The sequence below is a fragment of the Micromonospora sp. DT47 genome (genome assembly GCF_049844475.1).
GTDB lineage: Bacteria > Actinomycetota > Actinomycetes > Mycobacteriales > Micromonosporaceae > Micromonospora.
Map to the genome: position 1 here is coordinate 116386 of NZ_JBNCLC010000015.1, position 23167 is coordinate 139552.

At 69.1% G+C, this 23167-nt stretch carries 25 protein-coding genes and 1 pseudogene; 14 read left to right on the top strand and 12 right to left on the bottom strand.

From position 1 onward, the window contains the following. Positions 1-17: 17 nt before the first annotated feature. Complete coding sequence (locus ACLQ2U_RS21960; protein ID WP_425752605.1) at positions 18-365, bottom strand: STAS domain-containing protein; 348 nt, start codon at positions 363-365, stop codon at positions 18-20. Between the two features lie 175 nt (positions 366-540). Between ACLQ2U_RS21960 and ACLQ2U_RS21965 the strand changes: the two genes are divergently transcribed. From ACLQ2U_RS21965 to ACLQ2U_RS21975, 3 genes are all read left to right on the top strand, one after another. After that, positions 541-1014, top strand: a complete 474-nt coding sequence (locus ACLQ2U_RS21965; protein ID WP_425752606.1) for a hypothetical protein — start codon at positions 541-543, stop codon at positions 1012-1014. Positions 1015-1075: 61 nt separating this feature from the next. Then, on the top strand, positions 1076-1525 hold the full coding sequence (locus ACLQ2U_RS21970) for a thiol-disulfide oxidoreductase DCC family protein (protein WP_425752633.1): 450 nt from the start codon (positions 1076-1078) through the stop codon (positions 1523-1525). Next, a complete protein-coding gene (locus tag ACLQ2U_RS21975) occupies positions 1452-2165 on the top strand; it encodes a TetR family transcriptional regulator (protein WP_425752607.1) in 714 nt (237 codons plus the stop codon). The genes ACLQ2U_RS21970 and ACLQ2U_RS21975 overlap by 74 nt, the downstream gene beginning before the upstream one ends. Positions 2166-2432: 267 nt before the next feature. Here the strand turns inward: ACLQ2U_RS21975 and ACLQ2U_RS21980 are convergent, their stop codons facing one another. Beyond that, the gene (locus tag ACLQ2U_RS21980) at positions 2433-3095 is read right to left on the bottom strand and encodes a GNAT family N-acetyltransferase (RefSeq protein ID WP_425752608.1); all 663 of its coding nucleotides are present in this window, start codon (positions 3093-3095) and stop codon (positions 2433-2435) included. 270 nt (positions 3096-3365) lie between these two features. On the opposite strand from ACLQ2U_RS21980, the gene ACLQ2U_RS21985 reads away from it, so the two are divergent. Continuing rightward, the gene (locus ACLQ2U_RS21985; RefSeq protein ID WP_425752609.1) at positions 3366-3566 is read left to right on the top strand and encodes a DNA repair protein; all 201 of its coding nucleotides are present in this window, start codon (positions 3366-3368) and stop codon (positions 3564-3566) included. 135 nt (positions 3567-3701) lie between these two features. Continuing rightward, positions 3702-4220 carry a hypothetical protein gene (locus ACLQ2U_RS21990; RefSeq protein ID WP_425752610.1) on the top strand — a complete coding sequence of 173 codons (519 nt, stop codon included), beginning with the start codon at positions 3702-3704 and terminating at the stop codon, positions 4218-4220. A gap of 245 nt (positions 4221-4465) precedes the next feature. Here ACLQ2U_RS21990 and ACLQ2U_RS21995 read toward each other — a convergent pair whose 3' ends face one another. After that, positions 4466-5194 carry a Clp protease N-terminal domain-containing protein gene (locus ACLQ2U_RS21995; RefSeq protein ID WP_425752611.1) on the bottom strand — a complete coding sequence of 243 codons (729 nt, stop codon included), beginning with the start codon at positions 5192-5194 and terminating at the stop codon, positions 4466-4468. A gap of 246 nt (positions 5195-5440) precedes the next feature. Further along, on the bottom strand, positions 5441-6895 hold the full coding sequence (locus tag ACLQ2U_RS22000) for an MFS transporter (protein WP_425752612.1): 1455 nt from the start codon (positions 6893-6895) through the stop codon (positions 5441-5443). Between the two features lie 255 nt (positions 6896-7150). Here ACLQ2U_RS22000 and ACLQ2U_RS22005 point away from each other — a divergent pair, with 255 nt between their 5' ends. The 6 genes from ACLQ2U_RS22005 (at position 7151) to ACLQ2U_RS22030 (ending at position 14484) form a co-directional block, all read left to right on the top strand. Further along, positions 7151-7729, top strand: coding sequence for a TetR/AcrR family transcriptional regulator (locus ACLQ2U_RS22005; protein ID WP_425752613.1), 579 nt, complete (start codon positions 7151-7153; stop codon positions 7727-7729). Between the two features lie 323 nt (positions 7730-8052). After that, on the top strand, positions 8053-8871 hold the full coding sequence (locus ACLQ2U_RS22010) for a basic amino acid ABC transporter substrate-binding protein (RefSeq protein ID WP_425752614.1): 819 nt from the start codon (positions 8053-8055) through the stop codon (positions 8869-8871). 79 nt (positions 8872-8950) lie between these two features. Continuing rightward, on the top strand, positions 8951-9745 hold the full coding sequence (locus ACLQ2U_RS22015) for an amino acid ABC transporter permease (protein WP_425752615.1): 795 nt from the start codon (positions 8951-8953) through the stop codon (positions 9743-9745). Positions 9746-9750: 5 nt separating this feature from the next. Then, positions 9751-10590, top strand: a complete 840-nt coding sequence (locus tag ACLQ2U_RS22020) for an amino acid ABC transporter ATP-binding protein (protein WP_425752616.1) — start codon at positions 9751-9753, stop codon at positions 10588-10590. A 356-nt stretch (positions 10591-10946) separates the two neighbouring features. Continuing rightward, the gene (locus ACLQ2U_RS22025) at positions 10947-11126 is read left to right on the top strand and encodes a hypothetical protein (RefSeq protein WP_425752617.1); all 180 of its coding nucleotides are present in this window, start codon (positions 10947-10949) and stop codon (positions 11124-11126) included. A 214-nt stretch (positions 11127-11340) separates the two neighbouring features. Continuing rightward, complete coding sequence (locus ACLQ2U_RS22030) at positions 11341-14484, top strand: BTAD domain-containing putative transcriptional regulator (RefSeq protein WP_425752618.1); 3144 nt, start codon at positions 11341-11343, stop codon at positions 14482-14484. Between the two features lie 114 nt (positions 14485-14598). On the opposite strand, the gene ACLQ2U_RS22035 is transcribed toward ACLQ2U_RS22030, so the two are convergent. From ACLQ2U_RS22035 to ACLQ2U_RS22045, 3 genes are all read right to left on the bottom strand, one after another. Then, on the bottom strand, positions 14599-15435 hold the full coding sequence (locus tag ACLQ2U_RS22035; protein WP_425752619.1) for a DUF4097 family beta strand repeat-containing protein: 837 nt from the start codon (positions 15433-15435) through the stop codon (positions 14599-14601). A 186-nt stretch (positions 15436-15621) separates the two neighbouring features. Beyond that, complete coding sequence (locus ACLQ2U_RS22040; protein ID WP_425752620.1) at positions 15622-16371, bottom strand: ABC transporter permease; 750 nt, start codon at positions 16369-16371, stop codon at positions 15622-15624. After that, entirely contained in the window at positions 16368-17309 is a 942-nt protein-coding gene (locus ACLQ2U_RS22045) for an ATP-binding cassette domain-containing protein (RefSeq protein ID WP_425752622.1), read from the bottom strand. Before ACLQ2U_RS22045 ends, ACLQ2U_RS22040 begins: the two co-directional genes overlap by 4 nt. Before the next feature lie 446 nt (positions 17310-17755). Here ACLQ2U_RS22045 and ACLQ2U_RS22050 point away from each other — a divergent pair, with 446 nt between their 5' ends. Then, positions 17756-18412, top strand: a complete 657-nt coding sequence (locus ACLQ2U_RS22050) for a Type 1 glutamine amidotransferase-like domain-containing protein (protein WP_425752623.1) — start codon at positions 17756-17758, stop codon at positions 18410-18412. Positions 18413-18554: 142 nt separating this feature from the next. On the opposite strand, the gene ACLQ2U_RS22055 is transcribed toward ACLQ2U_RS22050, so the two are convergent. Together ACLQ2U_RS22055 and ACLQ2U_RS22060 are read right to left on the bottom strand one after the other, a co-directional pair. After that, entirely contained in the window at positions 18555-19571 is a 1017-nt protein-coding gene (locus ACLQ2U_RS22055) for a hypothetical protein (RefSeq protein ID WP_146231323.1), read from the bottom strand. A 330-nt stretch (positions 19572-19901) separates the two neighbouring features. After that, complete coding sequence (locus ACLQ2U_RS22060) at positions 19902-20564, bottom strand: hypothetical protein (protein WP_425752624.1); 663 nt, start codon at positions 20562-20564, stop codon at positions 19902-19904. 85 nt (positions 20565-20649) lie between these two features. Between ACLQ2U_RS22060 and ACLQ2U_RS22065 the strand changes: the two genes are divergently transcribed. Further along, the gene (locus tag ACLQ2U_RS22065; protein ID WP_425752625.1) at positions 20650-20856 is read left to right on the top strand and encodes a hypothetical protein; all 207 of its coding nucleotides are present in this window, start codon (positions 20650-20652) and stop codon (positions 20854-20856) included. A 97-nt stretch (positions 20857-20953) separates the two neighbouring features. Here ACLQ2U_RS22065 and ACLQ2U_RS22070 read toward each other — a convergent pair whose 3' ends face one another. Together ACLQ2U_RS22070 and ACLQ2U_RS22075 are read right to left on the bottom strand one after the other, a co-directional pair. Continuing rightward, on the bottom strand, positions 20954-21304 hold the full coding sequence (locus ACLQ2U_RS22070; protein ID WP_425752626.1) for a DoxX family protein: 351 nt from the start codon (positions 21302-21304) through the stop codon (positions 20954-20956). A gap of 71 nt (positions 21305-21375) precedes the next feature. After that, the gene (locus ACLQ2U_RS22075; protein WP_425752627.1) at positions 21376-22332 is read right to left on the bottom strand and encodes a helix-turn-helix domain-containing protein; all 957 of its coding nucleotides are present in this window, start codon (positions 22330-22332) and stop codon (positions 21376-21378) included. Positions 22333-22417: 85 nt separating this feature from the next. On the opposite strand from ACLQ2U_RS22075, the gene ACLQ2U_RS22080 reads away from it, so the two are divergent. Next, a complete protein-coding gene (locus ACLQ2U_RS22080; protein WP_425752628.1) occupies positions 22418-22741 on the top strand; it encodes a cupin domain-containing protein in 324 nt (107 codons plus the stop codon). Between the two features lie 244 nt (positions 22742-22985). Here the strand turns inward: ACLQ2U_RS22080 and ACLQ2U_RS22085 are convergent. Continuing rightward, positions 22986-23078, bottom strand: a pseudogene (locus ACLQ2U_RS22085) (hypothetical protein); the annotation flags it as partial. Positions 23079-23167: the final 89 nt, after the last annotated feature.

Consider the following 23167-nt stretch of genomic DNA (forward strand, 5'->3'; position numbering starts at 1 on the left):
GCGGCCGGAGCGGGGGGTCAGCGGACCGGGCCGGGTCCGCCCGCGGTGCCGTCCACGCCGCCGTCGGGGAGCCCGAGCAGGGGGCCGACCGCGGTGATCCGCAGCACCCGGGCCACCACCGGCTGGGGGTCGACGATCCGGAGGGTGGCGCCCCGGCCGACCGCCTCGGCCGCACCGCTCAGCAGCGTGGCCACGCCGGTCGAGTCGATGAAGGTGACCCCGGCGAGGTCGACAACGATCTCGATCAGGCCGGGCCGGTCGAGGACGTCGTCCAGGGCGCTCTCCAACTCGTCGGCGCTGGACATGTCGAGCTCGCCCACGGGCCCGAGCACCACCCGGCCGCGCTCGGCGTCCGGCGTCCGCACTGCATCCCCATTCCCACCGCTGAGAGTTCCCCGGCGTCCCTCGCCGGGGCCCGACGATACCGGGGGCGCGTCGGCCCCGCCCGGTGACGACCGGGCACCCGCTCTTGAACGCGTTCAACTCTTCCCCTACGCTGATCCCGACCTCAATTTGAACGCGTTCAAGAAGGGTGCCGAGATGGACGTGAAGGTCTGGATGTACCTGGCGTACCTGGCGGTCAGCATCGGGCTGACGGTCTGGGTCGCCCGGGCGCTGTCCCGCAACGGGCTGGTCTTCCTGGAGGACGTCTTCTCCGACAAGCGACTGGCGAACGCGGTGAACAGCCTCCTGGTGGTCGGCTTCTACCTGCTCAACCTCGGCTACGTCACGGTGGCGATGAAGCACGACGACCCGGTGCTCTCCACCAGCCAGGCGATGGAGGAGCTGTCCCTGAAGATCGGCCTGGTGCTGCTGGTGCTCGGCGCACTGCACTTCTTCAACGTGTTCGCCCTCAACCGGTACCGCCGCGGCCGGCTCCGACAGGTCGCCACCCACCCGCCACTGGCCCCCACCGGCCGGCTGCCCGGGCCGCAGCCGGTGCCGGCCGGCGCCGTACCAGCCCCGCACCCGGGCGGACCGGCCGGTACGACCCCACCACCGCAGATGCGATGAGCGTCCCGCCGGCCGGCGCGGGCGCGGCCCCGCGGATCCCACCGGGCACGGGGCCGGCGGGATCCGCGGGTTCACCGTCCTCTACGACGCGCACTGCCCGCTCTGCCGGGCCGCCCGGCGCTGGCTCGCCACCCGGACTCAGCTCGTACCCCTGGAGTTCGTGCCGGCCGGTTCCGCCGAGGCCCGGCGGCGCTTTCCCGGGCTGGACCACGACGCGACGCTGCGGGACCTCACCGTCGTGGCCGACACCGGCGAGGTGTACGCCGGGGACGCGGCCTGGCTGGCCTGCCTGTGGGCGCTGGCCGACCACCGGGTGCGGGCCGAGCGGCTGGCCCGGCCGCACCTGCTGCCGCTGGCCCGGCGGGTGGTGTCGGCCGCCTCGTCGGTCCGCGAGCTGGTACGCGAGCCTTGGCCCGACCCGGGATACGGTGACGACGATGACCGAGCCGACTGCGCCGACGACCGCTGCGGGCGACCCGACGGCGGGCGAGCCGGCGACCCTGCGTGGTGAGCAGACCCGCCAGCTGATCCTGGACACCGCGATGCGGCTGTTCCGGGAGCGCGGGTACGCCCGGACCACGATGCGCGCCATCGCCCAGGAGGCGGGGGTGGCGGTGGGCAACGCCTACTACTACTTCGGCTCCAAGGACCACCTGATCCAGGAGTTCTACGCGGAGACCCAGGTCGAGCACCGGTCCGCGGCGGCGCCCGTGCTCGCCCGGGAGCGCGGGTTCGCCGCGCGGCTGGCCGGGGTGCTGCACGCCGGGGTCGACGTGCTCACCCCGTACCACGAGTTCGCCGGGACCTTCTTCAAGACCGCGGCCGAGCCGACCTCGCCGCTGAGCCCGTTCTCCGCCGAGTCCTCGTCGCCGCGGCAGGCGTCGATCGCGCTGTTCCGCGAGGTCGTCGAGGGCTCGACCGCCCGGGTCGACCCGGAGCTGCGGCCGGAGCTGCCGGAGCTGCTCTGGCTGGGGTACATGGGCGTGGTCCTCTACTGGGTGCACGACCGGTCGCCGGGTCAGGCGAGGACGCGGCAGCTGATCGACGGGGCGGTACCGCTGGTGGACCGGTTGGTGGGGCTGTCCCGGCTGCGCGTGCTGCGCCCGGTCACCGGTCAGGTGCTCACCCTGATCCGCACGCTGCGTCACTGACCCGCCGGGCCACCCCGAGCCGCTTCTTTGCAGCTCAAATCCACTACCGGACAGTCTGAAACAGCCCGCCTACTCTTGCCCGGCGGCCAGTCCGTACGTAGCGTGACCATCGGTGGGACTGGCCGGCCGGAGCGCCGGCTCACGGAGGGGCCTGGGGGGAAGGCTGCGGACCGTGGTATCCGGCCCGGGATCCACGGTCCGCGCCCCCGCCGTCCCGGAGCCGCGTGACGCGGCCCCGGGGGTGCCGCGCGGCACCCCCGCCGGCGGTCACGGCGGGTAGACCCCGTACGACCGCCAGCCACGGTCCGGGAAGCCGGCCGCCTCCGCGACCCGGGCGGACGCGACGTTGGCGGGGTCGTGCCGGTAGGTCGGTACGGCGCCCTCGTCGAGTACCCGGCGGGCCGCCTGGGCGACCAGCCGGCGGGCCAGCCCCCGGCCGCGCGCCCCCGGCACCGTCCCGACCGCCAGCTCGTGGCCGTGGGCGTCGTGCCGCTTGATCCCCACGCCGGCCAGGTAGCCGCCATCGTCGTCCCGCACCACCAGCACCTCCCGGTCGAACAGGCGCAGCCAGGGCGGGAACCCGGGAGCGTCCGGGTCGGCCCACTCCCCCACGTCGGGCAGCGGCGCCGGCGTCAGAGACCACCGGAAGGTGTCCCAGTTCAGCGCCCAGTCCGGCTGGCCGACCGCCGCGGGGAGCGCCGCGAGCAGTTCGGGCTCCGGCCCGCGAGCCAGCGCCCGGATCGCCTCGACCCGCTCCGGCGGCACCGAGAGCACCGTGCGGCCGGCGGACCCCACCGCGATCGCGGGGCGCAGCCGCCCGTCCCAGGCCGGCCGGCCTCGCCGGCGGGAACCGACGACGTGCAGCCCGGGCCCGGCCGGCCACTGGCCCAGCCAGGTGACCAGGTGCAGGTAGAGCCGCCGGTCGAGCACCGGGTGACACCTCCTCCGCCCCGCTGGGGCACGACCGACACGTCGTGATCACCGTACGCCGGACCGGACGGCGTCAAGCTCCCTTCACCGGTGCCCGACACCGGCCAACGGTGCGGTCAGGTGGATTGAGGCCCGGGCGCGACGGGTAGGCGTACCGATGGATGCCGATGGGTCGGCCGAGAAACCCACCCGCCACGGGAACCTGAGACATCGATCGTGCGTCATATCTATTTCCATACATATACAACTTTCTTTGGGACGGTAATGGTCATGCCGAATCAGCCGAATGACCGGTACCAGCAGGACAACGAGCGGGCCTGGCGGGCCGCGGAGGCCGCCGGGCGGTTCCCGGCCCAGCCGCCGTACCGGGAGGCCCGCAGCGGGCGGGGCGAAAACGCTTCGCTCTCCTGGAGCGATCTCAACAGCCTGCCGGCCGGCACCTCCTCCCCGGGCGGCCTGACCGCTCGCTGACGCACCAGTTCCAGCCTCTGAACCTCGCCGAGGAAAGCGGCGACACATCCGGGGCGTCCAGCCGGGGCTTTCGCACACCTGTCGAGTAGCGTCTCCTGGTCCGAAACCCGGCCCACGACAGGAGAAGCTCAGCGCATGGGCAAGAAGACGATCCACGTCTCCGACTTCAGCGGCACGGCGCTGCGCCCCGACGACGAGGTGGTCAAGGTCGTCGTGCTGGAGCACCCTGACCTGGTGGCCGGGCCCGTGCAGCTGGACGCCACCCCGGTCGAGGTGGAGGCCATCGACGACGCGGCGCTCGACGTGGCGGTGGTGGAGATCCACGACCGGCACGGCAACGGCGAGCCCCGCCGGGTGGTGCTGACCGCCAGCGAGTTCGACGCGATGGCCACCGACGTACCGATGGCGCAGCTGCTGAGGACGGCCGAGCGGGTCCGCCCGCCGAAGGCGCGCAAGAGCGCGGAGAAGGTGGACTACGGCACCGTCGAGCACGCCGGCAGGCCGCACCGCGGCCGGGTCACCGCGGAGGAGGCCCGGCTGGTCCGCGAGCAGCTCGACGAGGTCAACAAGCGACTCGCCGACGCCGGCATCCGGCAGGTCGACCCGGCCGACCCGGAGCACGCCGCCCGGTACGGCTTCCCCACCGCCTCCTGATCCGTACCCGTCGGTGGCCGGGACGCGCCCTCGTGCCGCGCCCCGGCCACCGACGGGACGTCAGCGGCCGGGTGTCGCGAGGGCACGGCGGCGGCACCGGTGGGCCATGGTGACGGCGCCGAACAGGCCGGGCCAGCCCAGCTGCCTACTCATGACCTGCTCCTCGTCGCGGATCCACCTGGGACTCTGCCGAGCGGATCCGCCGGGTTCCTCCCCGGCGCTGGGGACGCCCCTCCCGAGGAAGGTCACTGGCCCGAGGCGACCTGACCGAGCGCGGCGATCAGCCGGGCCTCGACGCCGGCCTTGTCCAGACCAAGGCCGGAGAGCACGCCCGTGCCGTCCTCCAACTCCAGCAGGGCCAGCAGGATGTGCTCGGTGCCGACGTAGTTGTGCCCAAGCCGCAGCGCCTCCCGGAAGGTGAGTTCGAGGGCCTTCTTGCCCTGCGCGTCGTACGGGATGAGGTCCGGGACCCGGTCGGCCGGCGGCGGGAGGGCCGCCGTCGCGGCCTGCCGCAGATCGTTCAGGGACACGCCCTCGGCGACGATCGCCTTCGCGGCGAGCGCCTCCGGCTCGGCGAGCAGGCCCAGCACGAGGTGCTCCGGGCGGATCTCCGCGTGCCCGGTGCCCCGAGCCTCGTTCTGCGAGGCCATCACCACGTTGCGGGCCCGGGCGGTGAAGCGGCTGAAGCCGGCGCTCGGGTCGAGGGTTGCCGCCGCGTCGGCCTTGGCGGCGGAGCGCTTCTGGGCGGCCTGCTTGCTCACCCCCATGCTGTTGCCGATCTCCGTCCAGGAGGCGCCGGAGCGGCGCGCCTGGTCGACGAAATGGCCGATCAGGTGGTCGGCGAGCTCACCGAGATGGTCGGCGGCGATCACCGCGTCGGTGAGCTGGTCGAGGGCGTCGGGACGGGCCTTCTTGATCGCCTGGATCAGGTCGTCGAGGCGGACCGGGTTGCTCATCTGGATGGGTTCCGTCATGCGTCAACCATAGGTTGACGCTTGGGGAACGTCAACCGCACGTTGACGAACCTTCGGGCGTGGTCGACATCCCGTACGCCGGTGCCGCCCCGCTCCGGTGGCGCCGGAAGAACGCGCAGCCGGGCCGGCGTGGCCCCCGCCACCGGCGGTCCCGCCGTCACGTCGGTGAACGGACGCCGCAGCCGCGCGCCCCTGCGGAGGGAACACGCGGCTGCGTCGGTGGCGCGGAGCGCCGGGGCGGGTCGGTCAGCGGCCCGCGGGAACGGCCGCGAGCTCCCCGAGCGGCTCCCGCGCGGGCGACGGCCGGCGGTCGGCCACCGCGCGCCGCGGCGAGGGGACGGCCAGGGCCGCGAGCACGGCCGCCAGGGCGAGGCCGGTGAGGACCAGGAAGCCCAGGGTGAAGCCGGCCTCCCGGGGCAGGCCGTTTGCCTGCGGGTGGGCGGTGATCACACCACTGACCACGGCCGCGCCGATCGCGCCGCCGATGGTGCGGATGTTGGCGTTCATGCCGGTCGCCACGCCGGTCTGTCCGGGCGGCACGTTGCCCACGATCAGGTTCGCCATCGACGCGAACGCCAGCCCGATGCCGAGGCCGACGAGACCGCCGGCGATACCGATCTCCCAGCGGGTGTCGTGCGCGACCGTCAGCATCGCGGAGGCGAGCACGTTGAAGGCGGCCCCGGTGGCGAGCTGCGCCTTCGCGCTGAAGCGCGACTCCAACCGGCTGGCGAGAAGGCCCGCGACGAACATGGCGACCAGCATCGGCAGCATGAGCAGTCCCGCCTGGGTGATGCTGGCGCCAAAGCCGTAACCGGCCACGGTCGGGGTCTGCACGAACTGCGGCAGGAACGCGTAGACGGAGAACATCGACGCGCCGTAGAGCAGGGCGACCAGGTTCGTCGTCCAGACCCCGGGAAGGCGCATCATCCGCATGTCGATCAGCGGGTTGGTGGAGCGGACCTCGGCGACCAGCCAGCCGGCCAGCAGCACCGCGGCGAGCGCCAGCAGACCGACCACGCGACCCGAGGTCCAGCCCCAGGCGGCGGCCTTGCTGATCGGCAGCAGCAGGGCGACCAGCCAGCCGGAGAGCAGGAGGGTGGCCCGCCAGTCGATGCGGCCGGGGGTCCGGACCGGCGACTCGGGCACGAGGAGGTGCGCGGCGACGGCGGTCAACCCGACGACGACCATCGGGATCCAGAACAGCCACCGGTAGTCGAGGGCGGTGACGATCGGACCGGCGAGCACCACGCCCAACCCACCCCCGGCGGCGACGATCGCCGAGATCGCGGCCACCGCGGAGGAGACCCGCGCGGCGGGGAACTCGTCGCGGATGATCCCGAACGAGAGCGGGAAGACGGCGCCACCCACGCCCTGGATGACCCGGGCGGCGATGAGCACGCCGATGCTCGGCGCGACCGCGGCCAGCAGACAGCCGAGGGCGAGCGCGGCGAGGGAGACGACCAGCATCCGTTCCTTGCCGACCATGTCGCCGACCCGGCCGAGAATCGGCGTGAAGACGGACGCGGAGAGCAGGTAGGCGGTCAGCACCCAGGTGACGGTGTTCTGGGACGTGTGCAGGTCGTGCTGGATGGTCGGCAGCACCGGGGTGATCAGCGACTGGAGCATCGAGAAGAACCCGGCTCCGGCCGCCAGGACGAGAAAGGTGAGCCGACGCGAGCCGCGTCGGACGGTCTCTGTCACGGCGGGAACTCCAATTTCGCGTACGGGAACAGGGTCGTCACGGACGACGGTCACTCGCCCGTCCGGGCGACTTCGGGCCTGCTGGCGCTCCCCGGTCGGGTGCCGGGTCCTGCCGGTCGCCTGCTCGGCGTCATCGGCGCGGGACAGCGGCGTAAGCTATCCGGAGGCATGGCTCCGGAAGTTTCTGGAGGGGTGCCTCCATAAAACTAGCGGAGGGGTGCCTCCGTTTGCAACCGAGGTGAGGTGACGCACGTCATGTCCAGCGCGGGGCAGGTGCCCGACGCCTTCGCACGGCGGCTCAAGCGGGCCGACGCCCGACGCAACTACGAGTCGCTGATCACGGCGGCCCGCGAGGCGTTCGCGGAGAACGGGGCCTCCGCCTCACTGGAGGAGGTGGCTCGGCGCGCCGGCGTGGGCATCGGCACCCTCTACCGGAACTTCCCCACCCGGCGGGACCTCTTCGAGGCCATCTATGTCGAGGAGGTCCGGGCGCTCAGCCGGTCCGCCGCCGACCTGGCCGACCTGCCCCCGTGGGACGCCCTCGTCGCCTGGCTGCACCGGTTCGTCGGCTACGTCGCCACCAAGCGCGCACTGGCCGAGGAGTTGCTGCACGACTCCGAGGTCTTCCGCAGCTGCCGGGTGGAGATCTACCAGGCGGGCGAGCCGATGATGCGGCGCGCCCAATCGGCCGGGGCGGTCCGCGACGACATCAGCTTCGACGACGTGGTCCGGCTGCTCAGCGGCCTCACCATGGCACAGTTCCCCGAACCGGAACAGCGCGAACGGGTGCTCGGCGTCGCCCTCGACGGCCTGCGCCCGCCGACGTCGCGCTGACGGGTCAGCCGCGGAACCAGATCACCAGGGCGACGGCTCCCAGGCATCCGGGCAACGGTGAGTGCGCGGCGTTTGCGCAGGTCCGCGGCCGGATTGGTTGACGCGGAGGCGGGTACGGCGCTGGTCATGGTCTGCTCTCAGAGAAGCGCGTCCGGTTGCTTGCCGAGTGCCGGGTTTACTGACCGTGACGGTTGCAGCATCGACTCAACGACTCGGCGTGATCTAGGTACGGCTCGTCGGATCGGGTACCGTCCCCTGTCACACCGTATTTGCACCAACCCTGGCTGCCCGTCATACGGGGGCCGAATCGGAGGGACACAGCCGTGAGGTTCCACAGCGCGGTCCGCAAGGCTGGCCTCATCGTGGCGATCGCCGCCCTCGCGGCGAGCGCGGGATGCGCCAAGAAGGATGAGGGCGAGGTCCAGGCGAGCGGGGTCAAGCTGATCGAGAAGGACAAGCTGACCGTCTGCACCCACCTGCCGTACTCGCCGTTCCAGTCCAAGGATGCCAGCGGCAAGGTCGTCGGGTTCGACGTCGACGTGATGGACCTGGTCGCCAAGGAACTGGGCGTCGAACAGACGATCGTCGACACCCCGTTCGAGGGGATCAAGTCCGGCCAGGATCTGAACACGGGCAAGTGCGACGCGGCCGCCGCCGGCATGACGATCACCGAGGAGCGGCAGAAGGTGATGAACTTCTCCGACCCCTACTTCGACGCAACCCAGGCGATGTTGGTCAAGACCGGCAAGCCGTACAAGTCGCTCGACGACCTCAAGGGGAAGAAGCTCGGTATCCAGGCGGCGACCACGGGCCGTGACTACGCCCGGAAGTTCGAGAAGGAGAAGGGCCTGCAACTCGTCGAGTTCGAGGATCTCGCCGCCCTGCAGCAGGCCCTCGCCAACGGCCAGGTGGAGGCCGCCGTCAACGACCTGCCGGTCTGGACCGAGTACATCAAGGAGCACCCGGGCGGATTCGCGGTGGCGGCCGAGTTCGACACCGGCGAGCAGTACGGGTTCTCGGTGAAGAAGGACAGCAACCCGGAACTGCTCAAGAAGATCAACGAGGCGCTCGCCAAGGCCAAGCAGGACGGCACGTACGACAAGATCTACGAGAAGTGGATCGGCAAGCAGCCGAACTCGTGATTGAAGCTCGTGGCAGGAGGGCGCGCGCCTGGCGCGCCCTCCGCGTAGGCAACCTCCGCGTAGCAAGGAGCGTCGAACCGTGAAGCTGCGACGCCGACAGCGAGAGCGGCTGTCCCTCTCGCTCCAGTACCTGGCCTTCATCGCCATCATTGCCGCGGTGATCTATGGCGCGGACTGGGGCAGGCTGAGAGCGGCGTTCTTCCGCGTCGACATCATCGAGTCGATGTTCCCGACGATCATCACCGTCGCGCTGCGCAACACGATCCTCTACACGCTGGGTGCGTTCGCCTTCGGCCTCGTGCTAGGCACCATCCTCGCGCTGATGCGGCTGTCCCGGGTGGCTCCGTACCGCTGGGTGGCGACGGCGTACATCGAACTGTTCCGGGGTCTGCCCGCGCTGCTGGTGCTCTTCCTCGTCGGGTACGGCATTCCGATCGCCTTCCCGGAGCGGGAGATTCCGGGCGGCGTGTTCGGTTCGATCGCGATCGGTCTCGGATTGACCGCCGCGGCGTACATGGCCGAGACCATCCGGGCCGGTATCCAGGCCGTGCCGAAGGGACAGATGGAGGCGGCGCGCACCCTCGGCATGTCGCACTTCACGGCGATGCGCACCATCGTCATCCCGCAGGCGTTCCGGGTCGTGATCCCGCCGCTGACGAACGAACTCATCCTGCTCACCAAGGATTCGTCGCTCGCCTACGTGCTCGGCGTGACAGCGCAGACCATCGAGGTCACCAAGTTCGGTCGGGACACGCTGAACGACCGGGTGAACGCCACCCCGCTGCTGGTGGCCGGCCTCACCTACCTGGCCATCACCCTGCCCCTCTCCCAGGTGGTACGACGCCTCGAACTCCGCTACGCCAAGGCCCGGTGATCCACATGACGACTACCCAACCCCGGCCCGCCGTCGAGATCCGCGACCTGCACAAGTCCTTCGGGCCGCTCGAGGTGCTCAAGGGCATCGACTTCGAGGTCGGCCACGGCGAGGTGGTCTGCGTCATCGGGCCGTCCGGGTCCGGCAAGTCGACGCTGCTGCGGTGCGTCAACCTGCTGGAGGAGCCGACCGCCGGCAAGATCTGGGTGAACGGGATCGAGCTGACCGACCCGGATGTCGAGATCGACTCGGTACGCCGCGGCATCGGCATGGTCTTCCAGTCGTTCAACCTCTTCCCGCATTTGACCGTGCTGAACAACCTCACCATCGCCCAGCGCCGGGTGCTCCGGCGCGGGCGCGCGGAGGCCGAGCGGATCGCGCGGGACAACCTGGAGCGGGTCGGCCTGACCGACAAGGCCGACGCGTTCCCGGCGCAGCTCTCCGGCGGGCAGCAGCAGCGGGCGGCGATCGCCCGATCGCTGTCGATGGACCCCAAGCTGATGCTCTTCGACGAGCCGACCTCCGCGCTCGATCCGGAACTGGTCGGCGACGTGCTCACCGTCATGCGCAAGCTGGCCGAGGACGGCATGACGATGATGGTGGTCACCCACGAGATGGCGTTCGCCCGGGACGTCGCCGACCGGGTCGTGTTCATGGACGGTGGCGTGGTGGTCGAGCAGGGGCCGCCGCAGGAGGTGCTCGGCGCGCCGCGGCACGAACGGACCCGCTCATTCCTCTCCCGGGTCCTCGACCCGACCCATGTCGCGCAGCTCGGTCAGCCCGACCAGTCCCCCGAGCCACCGGAGCCGCCCCTCCAGCCGGCTGACGACCGCCACGACCGGTGACGGCCGCTCGTCGTGGCTCTGTCCACCCGGGTTGAGACCCGGGCGGTCCCGTGAGCCGTGGATGACCGACGAGGCTGAGTTGGCCCGGCCCAGGTCCGCCGCGCCCCGGACGATGGGCGAACTCTGGCTAGGGTCGTGGCGATGCCCCGATCCGCCGTCGGTCTGCCTAACGTCGGGCCCTTCGCCGATGTTCGGACCCTGGTCGAGTTGGCCGTCTCGGCTGAGGAGCGGGGCTGGGACGGGGCCTCAAGCCGAGCTACCGCGCACGGTGGCTCAACCGCTGGTCGCCGAGATCAGCGCCGACGGATCCGACGGATCCGCGGAAGCCCCGTCCAGCGGTCAGCCCGCCGCAGTCGATGTGGTTGCGCACCTTCCGCGGCAAGCTGGTCAAGGGCAAGGCCCCCAAGGTGCGGAACTGGATCGCCCGACGCATCGCCGCCCTCAACGCCGACGTGTTGTGCGTGCAAGAGGTCGAAGACCAGGACGCCCTGGACGCGTTCCACCGCGAGGACCTACAGCCCCTCGGCGTCGACTAGCGCTACCGGGCGGGCGTGGAGGAAGGCAACGACCCACGCCGCATCGTGCTCCCGCCTGACCAACGGGCCAGAGCGTGCGGGTGTGTTCGATGGTGAAGCCGAGGCGTTGCAGGTTGGCCTGGCTGGTGACCAACCCAGGGCCATTACCTCGGCAACTTTCTGCGCCGCGTCAGCAGTTGGAGGCCTGCCAATCGCCCGTGGCAAGATCTGCTAGGTGCAGATCGGGATGCTTGGACCATTCGAGGTTCGCGCGGACGACGGCGTCTTAGCCGACGTGCCGGGCGCCCGGTTGCGCGGGCTGTTGATCGCCCTCGCGCTCGAACCAGGTCACGTGGTCCCGAAGGCGACGCTCGTCGACTGGATTTGGGGTGAGCGCCCGCCCTCCGACGCGGCGAATGCCTTGCAACGCTTGGTTTCCCGGCTGCGGAAGGCGCTGCCGGAAGGGTCGGTCGAGGGGCAGACGGACGGCTACCGGTTGGCGGTGGAACCCGACGCCGTCGACGCCGTGCGGTTCGAACGCCTCATCACCGCGGGCCAGGTCCGGAATGACGATGATCCACGGCGGATACGGCTGCTGCGCGAGGCCCTCGCACTGTGGCGCGGTGCGGCCATGCAGGGCGTCGGTTTGCAGGATAGTGCCGCGTTTGACGCGGCGGTCACCCGGATCGAGGGGCTACGCCTGACTGCTCTGGAGGATCGGTTCGATGCGGAGGTCAGCCTCGGCCACGGTGTGGAGCTGGTCACGGAACTGACCGACTTGGTGGCCGCGCATCCGGTGCGAGAACGGCTTGTCGCTGCGCTGATGCGTGCCCTCGTTGCGGCCGGTCGCGACACCGACGCGCTGCTCGTGTACCAGCGCACAAGAGAAGCACTGGCCGACGCGCTGGGCATCGACCCCTCACCGGAGCTGTCCGCATTGCACGTCGCGCTGCTGCGAGGCGAGTTGGGACGGCGGGAGGAGAAGCGTAAGACCAACCTGCGTGCCGAGCTGACCAGCTTCGTCGGCAAGGACGCTGACGTCGCCGCGGTCCGCGAACTCATCGCCGGACATCGGCTCACCACCCTGATCGGGCCGGGCGGCTCGGGGAAGACCAGGCTGGCCACGGAAACCGCGCGCACGCTGCTCGGCGACCTGCCGGACGGGGCCTGGCTGGTGGAGCTCGCAGCCATCGGCGCGGACGGTGACGTGGCGCAGTCGACGCTCGCCGGGCTCGGCCTGCGGGATGCGCTGCTCGGCGGGGCACCGCACGCGGAGCTGACGGACCGGCTCATCGCCGCGATCCGCGAGCGGGAGGCGTTGCTGATTCTGGACAACTGCGAGCACGTGATCGAGTCCGCGGCGATCTTCGCCCATCGAGTGCTCGGGGAGTGCCAGCGGCTGCGGATCCTGGCGACGAGCAGGGAACCGCTCGGCATCACCGGTGAGGCGCTGTGGCTGGTCGAGCCACTGGCCGTGCCGGAGGGGGACGCCAGCCCCGGCGAGATCGAGTCCTCTCCAGCCGTCCAGCTGCTGCGGGACCGGGCGGGCGCGGTGCGCAAGGATCTCGGGGTCGACGCCCATACGTTGTCGACGATGGTGCGCGTCTGCCGGGCGCTGGACGGGATGCCGCTGGCGATCGAACTGGCCGCGGCCAGGTTACGCACCATGTCCCTCGATCAGCTCGCCCACCGGCTCAACGACCGGTTCCGCCTGCTGACCAGCGGTAGCCGTACCGCATTGCCGCGGCACAAGACGCTGCGCGCGGTGATCGACTGGAGCTGGGAGTTGCTCACCGACGCCGAACGGATGGTCCTGCGCAGGCTCTCGGTGTTCTCGGGCGGGGCGAGCCTGGAAGCGGCCGAGCGGGTCTGCGCCGGCGATGCGGTCGAGCAGGAGCAGGTGCTCGAGTTGCTCACCGCGCTGGCCGAGAAATCGCTGCTGCTCACCGAGGGCGACAGCGCACCGCGCTACCGGATGATCGGCACGATCAAGGAGTACGCCGGGCACCGGCTCGCGGAGGCGGGGGAATCGGACCTGGCCCGCCAGGCGCATCTCGCCTACTTCACCGAACTCACCGAGACCGCCGAGCCGCATCTTCGCCGCGCCGAGCAATTGGAATGGCTCGCCACGCTCGAGGTCGAGCACGACAACATCGGTTCGGCGATGCGTGGTGCGCTCGCGGCCGGCGAGGCGCACGCGGCAATGCGGCTCGCGGCGGGCGCCGGCTGGTACTGGTGGCTCAGCGGGCACAAGGCCGAAGGCATCGAGCTGATCACCGCGGCCACCGAAACGCCCGGCGAGGTAGCCGATGAGATCCGGGCCATCGTGTATGCGCTCGTCGTGCTGTTCGCGAGCTCCGGGCGGGGCGACGAACACCAGGCGGCGGAGTGGATCCACAAGGCATACCGGTTCAGCCAGCGTAGTCAGTCCCGCAACCCGCTGCTGGGGTTGGTCGTCCCGCTGGAACGCATGTTGCAGGCGCCGGACGCGTTCCTGCCCGCGTGGGAACCATTGCTGGACGACGAGGACCCTTGGGTACGCGCACTGGCCCGGTTTCACCTCGGCAAGATGCGGATCGTGCTCGGCCAGGGCGGGCGGGATGCGGATGCGCATCTCGAGATGGCGCTCGCCGAGTTCCGGGCAATCGGCGAAAGGTATGGGACCTCGATGGCCCTGACCGAGCTGGCGGACCGAATCGCCGTGCGCGGCGAGTTCGCCGGTGCGTGCGATCACTACGAACAGGCGATCGCGGTCGTCACCGAAGTCGGTGCTATCGAGGATGTCATCCGGATGCGGTCGCGACAGGCGCAGCTGTACTGGTTGCTAGGCGATGAGGAGTCCAGCGCGGCTGCTATAGCCGAGGCGCAACAGTGCGCGGAACGGGTCACCTGGCCGGATGCGCTGGCTGAGCTGGCCCTTGCGAAGGCGGAACTCGCCCGCTGGCGCGGCAACGCCGAGGAGGCATACCAGCAACTCGGCGTCGCGACAACCATGCTGGGCAACGACGCGGAGCAGGCAAACATCCGCGCGGTAACACACGACCTGCTCGGCTACCTTGCCGACGATCTCAGCGAGGCCCGTACGCACCACGCGGCGGCCTGCCAGGCGGCCTCCGAGGCGGGGCACGCACCCCTGATCGCGCAGGTACTCGTCGGGATCGCGGACCTGGCACTACGCAGCGAAGAGTACGAGCAGGCCGCGCGGCTGCTCGCGGCAAGCGCCGGCGTGCGCGGACTGCCGGATCGTTCCCACCCGGATGTGGCCCGGATCGAGCAGGCCGCGCGGAGCCGCCTCGGCGAAGCACGGTACGCCGAGGCGGCTCGGGAGGGCACGCAGACGAGCTGGTCTCAGGTGGTCACCGTCACGCTCGCCTCCTGAACGTGGCAAGCGCCCACCGGTACCCGACGAGCGCGATCCCGACGCACCAGGCGATCGCGACGTCGGCTGACCCTGAACGCGACGGCGCGCCATGGCGGCGCCGTCGCGTTCAGGTCAGTTTGCTGCGGGTTGAATGATGATGTCGCCGTGCCGCGTGCGGGCGTGGACCGAGACCTTGGGGTCTGACGGGCCAGGGCTTGGCAGCGACGGAACCCAGTTGCGCACCGACCCTCGCTCGCTGTTGACGTCGATGGAGGCCGCGGTGCCCTCGCTGATGCCGACCTCGATGTTCCCTGAGCCGTTCATCAGCTTCGCATGACCGTTCCTCATTCGTCCGATCCGAATGGCACCGCTGGCGGTCTTGGCGGTGACGCTGCCGTCGGCGCGGTCGATGTCGAAACCGCCGCTGCCACTGCTGAGGTCGAGATCGGCCGATGCGTGGTCGATCCAAATCTGCCCGCCCGAGCTCGAGAGCTTGACGGTGTCCTTGACCTCGCTGATCCGCATTGCGAACGCCGCACCGTCGATGTTGGCGCGCTCGGCGATGTGGCCGATCGTGACCTCACCGGCCGCGATGTTCGCCTGCAGCGCGTTGATGCGATCGAGCTGGACCCGACCCGATGCCATGTGCAGCTCGCACTCTCCAAGTGAGCCGTCAGCGTGAACATCCGAGTGCGCCAGGTACGAAACCAGGCTGGAGCCGGCGGGCAGGTCGATCGTGATGGCGACCGAACCGCTCTTGTCCCCGGAGGCGGTCGTTTTGACCGATAGCTGACCGCCGGCGAAGTCGACCTTGGTTTTGTTGGCCACCTTGACGTCCAACCGGCTCGCCTTGTTGATGGGTTCGACCAGCACCACGGTATCGGTCCGGTCGCTCGCGGTGACCCGCACCTGAGCACCGGCGACAACAACGGTGGCGACGATGGGTCCTGGCGTGGCGAATGTAGGCATGACAACTCTCCGCTTGTCTCATACTTGATCTGTTGGTGGGCGGCTCAGCCAACCCAGCCTGTGAAGCATCGGTCCGCACGCCCGCGGCGCGCGCTCGTCGCCAGCGAGCGCGCGCCGTATCAGCTCGTCGCTCGCGGCTTCGGGGTCAGCCCGATCACGGTCCTCGGAAGGCCATCGCCCGGGAGGTCACGCGCGCCTCTTGAATGTGGAACGCGCCCACAGGTACCCGACGAGAGCGATGCCGACGCACCAGGCGATGGCGGTGATCGCGTCGCTGGAGGACGGTGCGCCGTTGAGCAACCCGCGCAAGGTTTCGATGATCGGCGTGAAGGGCTGGTACTCCGCGAACTGCCGGAGGCCCGGCCCCATCTTCTCCGCCGGTACGATCGCGCTGCTGAAGAACGGCAGCATGACCAGCGGCACGGCGGCCAGACCCGCCGTCTCCGGAGACTTCGCCGCCAATCCCAAGGCGACCGTGAGCCAGCCGGCCGCGAAACCGAGCAGCACGACGATGCCGACCACGCCGAGCCAATCGAGGGAACTCGCCGACGGGCTGAATCCCAGCAGGAAGGCCACCCCGATGAGCGCCCCGATGGCGATCAGATTGGTCAGCAGACTGGCGACGACGTGACCGGCCAACACCGCACCACGGGAGACGTCCATGACCTTGAACCGGTTGATGATGCCCTTCGTCATGTCGGAGTTCACCGACGTCGCGGTCGCCCCCAGCCCGTAACAGACGGCCAACAGCATCAGTCCCGGCGTCGCGTAGTCGATGTAGTCGACACCGACGTTGAAAGCGTCTCCGAACATGTACACGAACATCAACATGATCACGACCGGCATCAGGACCGCGTTGAACACCGAGGTCGGATTCCGGGCGATGTGTTTGAAGTTGCGACGCAACATGACCATCGAATGGGACTTGGTGCTCATTTCGCGACCACCTCCGTGGTGTGGCCCGTCAGGGCGAGGAAAACGTCGTCGAGGTCCGGTGTGTGGACGGAGAACTCTTCGGCACTGATCGAGTACTCGTCGAGCCTGTCCAGCAGGGCCCGCAGCGATTTCGTCCCACCGTCGCTGGGAACCCGCAGGGCCAGTGCCTCGTCGTCCCGCGTGGAGTCGGTGAGGACCCGCGCGGCCGCGTCGAGTTCGACGACGTCGGTGAACCGAAGCCGGACATGACTGCCGGGGACCTGGCGTTTGAGGTCGTCGGGAGTGCCCTGGGCAACCAGGCGGCCCTGGTCGAGTACCGCGATCCGGTCGGCGAGCTGATCGGCTTCCTCGAGGTACTGGGTGGTAAGGAAAATGGTTACACCATCGGCCACCAACTCGCGGACGATTTCCCACATCGTGCGGCGGCTGCGCGGATCCAGTCCCGTCGTCGGCTCGTCCAGGAAAATGATTCGTGGCTTGCCGACCAGCGTCATCGCCAGATCCAGCTTCCGGCGCATACCCCCGGAATAGGTCGACACCAGCTTCTGCGCCGACTCCACCAGATCGAACCGCTCCAGCAACTCCGTGACAACCCGCCTGCCCTCGCCGGAGCCCACACGCTTCAGATCCGCCATCAACTGCAGGTTCTCCTGGCCCGTCATCAGCTCATCCACCGCCGCGAACTGACCGGTGACCCCGATTGCCGCACGCACCGCCTTGGTCTCGGTCGCGACATCATGTCCGGCAACTTGTACCGTTCCACCGTCGGCCTTCGTCAACGTGGTCAGCACGTTCACCGTCGTCGTCTTACCCGCCCCATTCGGGCCGAGCAGGGAAAAGACCGTGCCCGCACGAACATCTAGATCGATGCCATCGAGCACAACTTTGTCCCCATATGCCTTCCGCAGCCCTGAAACTGCAATCGCCGAACTTGTCATGCGACCACTGTCGGCATCCGGCCTGACACGCCCCTGACACACCCCTGACACGACCACTGACACGGCGTTCTACCTCGTCACATCGAATGGCCGTCAGCCCCGCTTCGCGGAACTCGAGAAACGGTCACCTGGGATCAGGCGTTGCGCCGAGCTATCCGGATCTGCCGCCGACCGTGCGCGACCGCAGGCGGGCGGTGCCATCACGCACCGTAGGGTGCTTCGCGGTCGCCCGGCGCCCGGACATTTCGATGAGCGGTCGTCGTGACATGGGCATCCCGCGTGCCTGAGTCGGGTGCACGTGCTGTGTGAGTAGGACCCGGGTGCGGGGCCGATTGCGCCTGGCAATCTGAGGGACCTCCGAAAGAGGAGACCCGAACTACGATGAGCCCGGCTCGGCGCCTGGTCTCAGGCACATCCACCCTTCCGCGCGCGAATTCGGAGGCACCTTGAAGCTCTTGCTTACATCAGGTGGCGTCTCGAACCCCAGCATCCACTCGGCGCTCGTGCAGCTTCTCGGCAAGCCGATCGGCGACGCCGATGCCCTCTGCATTCCCACAGCGGAGTACGGGCACCCCATGTGCACCCCCACCTCGGCCTGGCGTTTCATCGCCGGCCGGAGCCCGTCACCCATGTGCGACCTGGGCTGGAAGTCGTTGGGCGTGCTGGAACTCACCGCGTTGCCCACCATCGGGGCGGAGCGATGGGTCCCCTGGATCCGGGAGGCCGACGTGCTCCTGGTCGACGGCGGCGACGCGACGTATCTGTGTCATTGGATGCGAGCGTCCGGGCTGGCCGATCTGCTGCCTTCGCTGCCCGACATGGTCTGGGTGGGCGTGAGTGCGGGAAGCATGGTGATGACGCCCCGGATCGGAACGGACTTCGTCGAGTGGCCGTCCGCGCCGGACGACCGCACCCTGGGAGTCGTCGACTTCTCGATCTTCCCGCACCTGGACGCTTTCCCAGAGAACACCCTCGCTGACGCGGAGCGGTGGGCCGCTGACCTCGGCGTCCCGGCCTATGCCATCGACGAACAGACGGCCATCAAGGTCGTCGACGGCTCCGTCGAGGTGGTCTCCGAAGGGCAATGGACGAAGTTCGGGTGAGGCCCCGGGCGGCCCTCCGGATCTGCCGAATAGAGTGCGTCGTGAAGGGCTCCGGGTAAGGCGCCATGCGTGGGCTGCGAGGCCGGGGACACCGCGGCCAGCAGTCGATCCGGGTTCCGTGACAACATGCCTCCGATACGTCTCAGTCTGCATCGACTCTCGAAGGCGGGATTCGCCAAAGGGTCCAAGAGAGGGACTTCCCATCCCGGATGTCGGCAGCGAACACGTCCTCTGCAACACCGAACACGGCCTCTGCGACACCGCGCATTGTCGACACCTCCACGTCCCTTGCCTGAAAGGGCGGATTCAGGCTGATCCACCCCACAGGATTGAGCTCGCCGGTGCACAGCAACAGCCCGTGTTCGTAGGTCATGAGGAGTACCCGCCGGTCGCTCAGGAAACATCCGTACAGGAAAAATGCAAGACCTTCGATTTCCATATCGTCCGCGTGGAGCCGAGCAAGGGGACGCCGACTCGGCCATTCCAGGACGGATATCTGGTTATCGAAGCTGGGGTGACGCGTGAGCAGCAGGCGATCTCCGGACGGTGCGAAGCTCGCCGCGATCACATTCTCGGCAACAAGCGCCACCTTGAGCCTGTCGTCCAGCACCTGCGCGACATAGATCAAAGCACCATCCTGACCCATGGCTGCATCCAGGACTACCGATCCGTCGTGCGGATGAGGCACGGTGGTCACACTGGCGTCCACCGCATCTAGAACGGCCTGGTCCAGGACATGTCCCGAGCCTAGATCCACCAGCAATACCAGATGCTCGCCCTTGGTGTCGTACTCGCGGCCTTTGTACGTCAGCCGTTCGAGTATCGGCGCGGTGACCAGCAGGCGGCCGCCCGGTAGCAACGTCGCGGAATCGGCTGCCACAATCTCGACCGGGATTGGTCGGCCTGCCGCCATGATGATGACCCGACGGGTGTCGGTCACGACGACGGTCGCCAGGTCCGGACTTGCGGCAAGAAGTTCTGCTGTGGGTGGCACGTCCAAGGACAGCCGCTGGATGGGCTGCAACTGCTCGTCCAGCGCGCTTACTGTTCCGTCAGATAAGTGGTATCTGACCACCGGCTCCATCGACTGTGGCGCAAGAACACGATCCAGCCGTAAATCCGGGAGGCGACGTACCCATTCCGCTTCGATTCGACGCACTTGGTCATCCTGCCAGCATCGGGGTGGCAGGCCCCACTGAGCCTCCGCCGGGCCGTCCAGGTCGTCAAGATGGTCTGATGGCGGAGCACCAAGCCGCTAGGGGCACAGTCAAGGTCAGTGCACTGTTCTGCCGCCGACCGTGCGCGCTGGGCCTCGATGCGCCGTGACGCTCGGTCTTCAACAGCAGCTGGCGCGGCTGGGAATCATCTGAGTGGGTTCCTCACCGAGCGACCGGCGGCGGTCTTGCGGAACCCGCAGCATGGCGAGCTGTTCATCGTTGACCAGCCGACGCAACCCTGCCCTGCCCACGCGGACACCCCGGGCCCGCGCTCAGTCCACGTCGGCCGGGATCGGGTCGAACGACGTTCCGTCCGCCGGGCCCACCTCGTGCAACCGCCCGTCCCGCACCAGGTACACGAAATTGTGCCGGGTCCGCGCGGCGAAGTCGGCCCGCTGCTCGTCGGTCCAGTCGTCGCGGTGGGTGCGGGGGTACTCGGCGTGGTCCGGTTCGGTCAGCAGCCGGACCACGTAGACGGCGTTGGCGCGCACCTCGATACGCCAGCGGTCGTCGGGCCACTCGCCCTCGGCCTCGATGACGCCGTCGACGACGTGGTCGAAGGTGAACCTGTCCAGCGCGGGCGGATACACCCGGCCGGGCACCGGGTCGACCCGCTCGCGCACGACGGTGGCGTCCTGCTTCAGGAACGTGTGCACCAGGTACCCCATCCAGAATTCGGCATCGTAGAACTTCTCGTGCTCGTTCCAGGCGATCGCGGTGCCGTCGGCGGTCGGCGCCCACTTGCACCAGTACCCGGGCTTGCTCGGGTCTGGATCCCTGGCGTCCTCGATCTCGTCGCCGTAGCCAAGGGCGTAGGGGCCGGTGGACCGGGGTTCGTGCCTGGTCTCGGCGAACGCCAGCAGGTAGTCGATCTCGTGGTGGTTCAGCGGAGGAGTGATCGTCACCTGGCCGGCAAACGTGGTCTCGTAACCCACGGCGGTTCCCTTCCACGAAGCGTCACATGTGTATACCAAAGCGTGGAAGGCGCTGATCCGAGCGTGCAGGAGTTCGGGAGTGGAGGTGACCGGCACGTTGGCGGAGACCCACTGGGAATCGCATCGACCTGCGATCTTCGGGGCGGCCTACCGGATCCTCGGTTCCGAGGCCGAGGCCTGCCTGTCGGCGGCGTGGCAGCGCAGGAGCCGAACGCAAGATCTGAAATCGGCGAAGGCATCCGCTTCTGCCGCGATCAGGGCACCGGCTCACCGGTCGCTGAACGACAAGTAGCCGATGAGAGTGCGTTACGCGGCCAGGCAAGGTGGGTCTGCCGGTCCCGTTCCGCCGCTGGCCGGAATCGATTTATGTTGCCGCCTGCCTCCACAGGTCACCAGTGGTAGCTCAGGTTTACGGCTAGTGCGGCCACCGCAGTGGAGAAGAATACGGCCCATCCCACGAGCTGGCGGGAACCCACTCGCAGGTGCGCGATGAGCGCGCCGAGGAAGTACAGCACGAGGCCGGCGGCGGCAAGTATCCCCAACAGTGGAACGGCGAACCCGGCCAGCAGCCCCAAGGAGCCTGCCGCCAGCAACATGCCCAACACCGGTACCCACGACCGTGGCACGCGCTTCATGTCCGCCTGGGCCTTTGGATAGTCGTGGCCGATCAGGTAGGTGACGGCGGCGATGCCGTTGAAGACCGAGGCGAGGATGGTGACCGTGACGTAAGCGGCGAACATGAACGCTCCATGGTGGTTGTTTGCTTTAAGGACGAGGTCGCCCTGTGAGGTGTGACGTGCCGTGCTGTGACTTAGCCACTCCGTCGCGCGCTGGTGTGGCGGCCGAAGGAGCGGCGGTAGGCGGCGGGCGTGGTGTTCACCATGGCGTGGAAGCGTCTGCGGAGGTTGGCGGCCGTGGACAGGCCGACTCTGGTCGCGATCGTCTCGACGGAGAGCTCGGTTTCTTCCAGGAGGGCGCGGGCCGCCGTGATGCGCCGTTGAAGCAGCCATCGGCCGGGGCCGAGGCCGAGCTGGTCGGCGAATCTCCGGGCAAGGGTTCGCGGGGAGATGTTGGCCTGTGCGGCGAGGTCGCTGACGGTGAGGGGCTCGTGTAGCCGTTCAACGGCCCAGTCGAGGATGGGGGCCAGGGACTCCGGTGGACGGTCGGCGAGGGGTGGAGCGACGTACTGCAGTTGCCCGCCCTCGCGATGCGGTGGCATGACCATGTGCCGGGCGATCTGCGCGGCGTGGGCGGCGCCGTGGTCGTTGCGGGCCAGGTGCAGGCACAGGTCGACGCCGGCGGCGGTGCCTGCGCTGGTGGCGATGTCGCCCAGATCGATGTAGAGGGTGTCCGGCTCGACCTGGACGTTGGGGAAGCGGGCGGCGAGTTCGGCGGCCATCCGCCAGTGGGTGGTTGCTCTGCGGTGGTCGAGCAGCCCGGTCTGGGCAAGGAGGAAGGCGCCGGAGCAAATCGCGACGATGCGACCGCCGCGCCGGTGGGCTTGCCGTACCGCATCGATCACGGCGGGCGGGGCTGGCTGCTCGCGGCGTTGCCAGCCGGGGATCACGACCGTGTCCGCGGCCTCGAGCGCAATCAGCCCCTGGGTCACCACCATGTCGTAACCCGCCAGGGTCGGCACGGCGCCCGGGCGCTCCGCGCACACGCCGAACTCATAACCAGTGGGCAGACCAGGGCGGTGCACGCCGAACACCTCGGCGGCGCACGCCAGCTCAAATGTGGATTGCGGCGGCAGGACCAGGGCGACCACCCGATGAGAGCTCATGGCAGGAAAGTACCCGAGAATGTCATTCCAGACACTGGGCGGGTACGGCTGGCGCCGCGACGATGGCTCCATGACGCAAGAGTCCAGTGCTGTTCAGATCCTGCACGTCGACGAGGTCGAACCGGTGGAGGTCGTTCCCGGGATCATCCGGCGGCGCCTGCCGGCCACGGAATGGGCGCGCGGGTGGATGTACGACTTCGCCCCGGGGACGGAGTGGCCCGAGGTGGACGTGCACGAGTGCGAGGAACGCTATTACGTGGTGTCGGGGGAGTTCATCGACCAGGGCCAGCGCCTCGGGCCGGGCAGTTACGTGGTGTTCGCCCCGGGGAGCACGCACCGCCCGCGCACCGAGACCGGCGCTCGCATGATCGGCATCAGCATCCTCACCCCGTAGCCGGCCCGCCGTCGTGCGCCGGCCGCAGAGCGCCGGCGCGCGCGGCGGCAGATGCACACATCTGCCGCTGGTCGTGCGTCGCGCATCCGGTCGTGCCGATGAGCGGCCGCTTCGCTTGACTGTCCTTTAGGGGAACCTCAACCGTACAGGCGATTGATACCAGCGCTCGGGAAAGTCACGTGTGAGGCCGTTGACTGGTAGGGCGGGGCTACAGCCCCGCCCTACCAGTCAGTTCGCACGCCCGTTAGTCGCCGAGATTCCGCTCGGCATATACCTTCATCGCGTCACAGATGAAAGCCGCTGTGCCCGTGCCGTGTCGGTCGTAGGTCGCTGTGAAGCGCGGGTCGGCCGGTAGTTGTCAAGTCAACCTGAGACAGGTTGTCGTTAGCGGGCGGGTTGCTCTTGCCGGGCGGGGCTGTTGATCCA

Excerpts from the sequence above, each read along its gene's own strand:
- ACLQ2U_RS21965 (WP_425752606.1), top strand. The coding sequence starts at position 541 with ATGGACGTGAAGGTCTGGATGTACCTGGCGTACCTGGCGGTCAGCATC.
- ACLQ2U_RS21975 (WP_425752607.1), top strand. The coding sequence starts at position 1,452 with ATGACCGAGCCGACTGCGCCGACGACCGCTGCGGGCGACCCGACGGCG.
- ACLQ2U_RS21985 (WP_425752609.1), top strand. The coding sequence starts at position 3,366 with ATGCCGAATCAGCCGAATGACCGGTACCAGCAGGACAACGAGCGGGCC.
- ACLQ2U_RS21990 (WP_425752610.1), top strand. The coding sequence starts at position 3,702 with ATGGGCAAGAAGACGATCCACGTCTCCGACTTCAGCGGCACGGCGCTG.
- ACLQ2U_RS21995 (WP_425752611.1), bottom strand. The coding sequence starts at position 5,194 with ATGACGGAACCCATCCAGATGAGCAACCCGGTCCGCCTCGACGACCTG.
- ACLQ2U_RS22005 (WP_425752613.1), top strand. The coding sequence starts at position 7,151 with ATGTCCAGCGCGGGGCAGGTGCCCGACGCCTTCGCACGGCGGCTCAAG.
- ACLQ2U_RS22020 (WP_425752616.1), top strand. The coding sequence starts at position 9,751 with ATGACGACTACCCAACCCCGGCCCGCCGTCGAGATCCGCGACCTGCAC.
- ACLQ2U_RS22025 (WP_425752617.1), top strand. The coding sequence starts at position 10,947 with ATGTGGTTGCGCACCTTCCGCGGCAAGCTGGTCAAGGGCAAGGCCCCC.
- ACLQ2U_RS22035 (WP_425752619.1), bottom strand. The coding sequence starts at position 15,435 with ATGCCTACATTCGCCACGCCAGGACCCATCGTCGCCACCGTTGTTGTC.
- ACLQ2U_RS22040 (WP_425752620.1), bottom strand. The coding sequence starts at position 16,371 with ATGAGCACCAAGTCCCATTCGATGGTCATGTTGCGTCGCAACTTCAAA.
- ACLQ2U_RS22045 (WP_425752622.1), bottom strand. The coding sequence starts at position 17,309 with ATGACAAGTTCGGCGATTGCAGTTTCAGGGCTGCGGAAGGCATATGGG.
- ACLQ2U_RS22070 (WP_425752626.1), bottom strand. The coding sequence starts at position 21,304 with ATGTTCGCCGCTTACGTCACGGTCACCATCCTCGCCTCGGTCTTCAAC.
- ACLQ2U_RS22080 (WP_425752628.1), top strand. The coding sequence starts at position 22,418 with ATGACGCAAGAGTCCAGTGCTGTTCAGATCCTGCACGTCGACGAGGTC.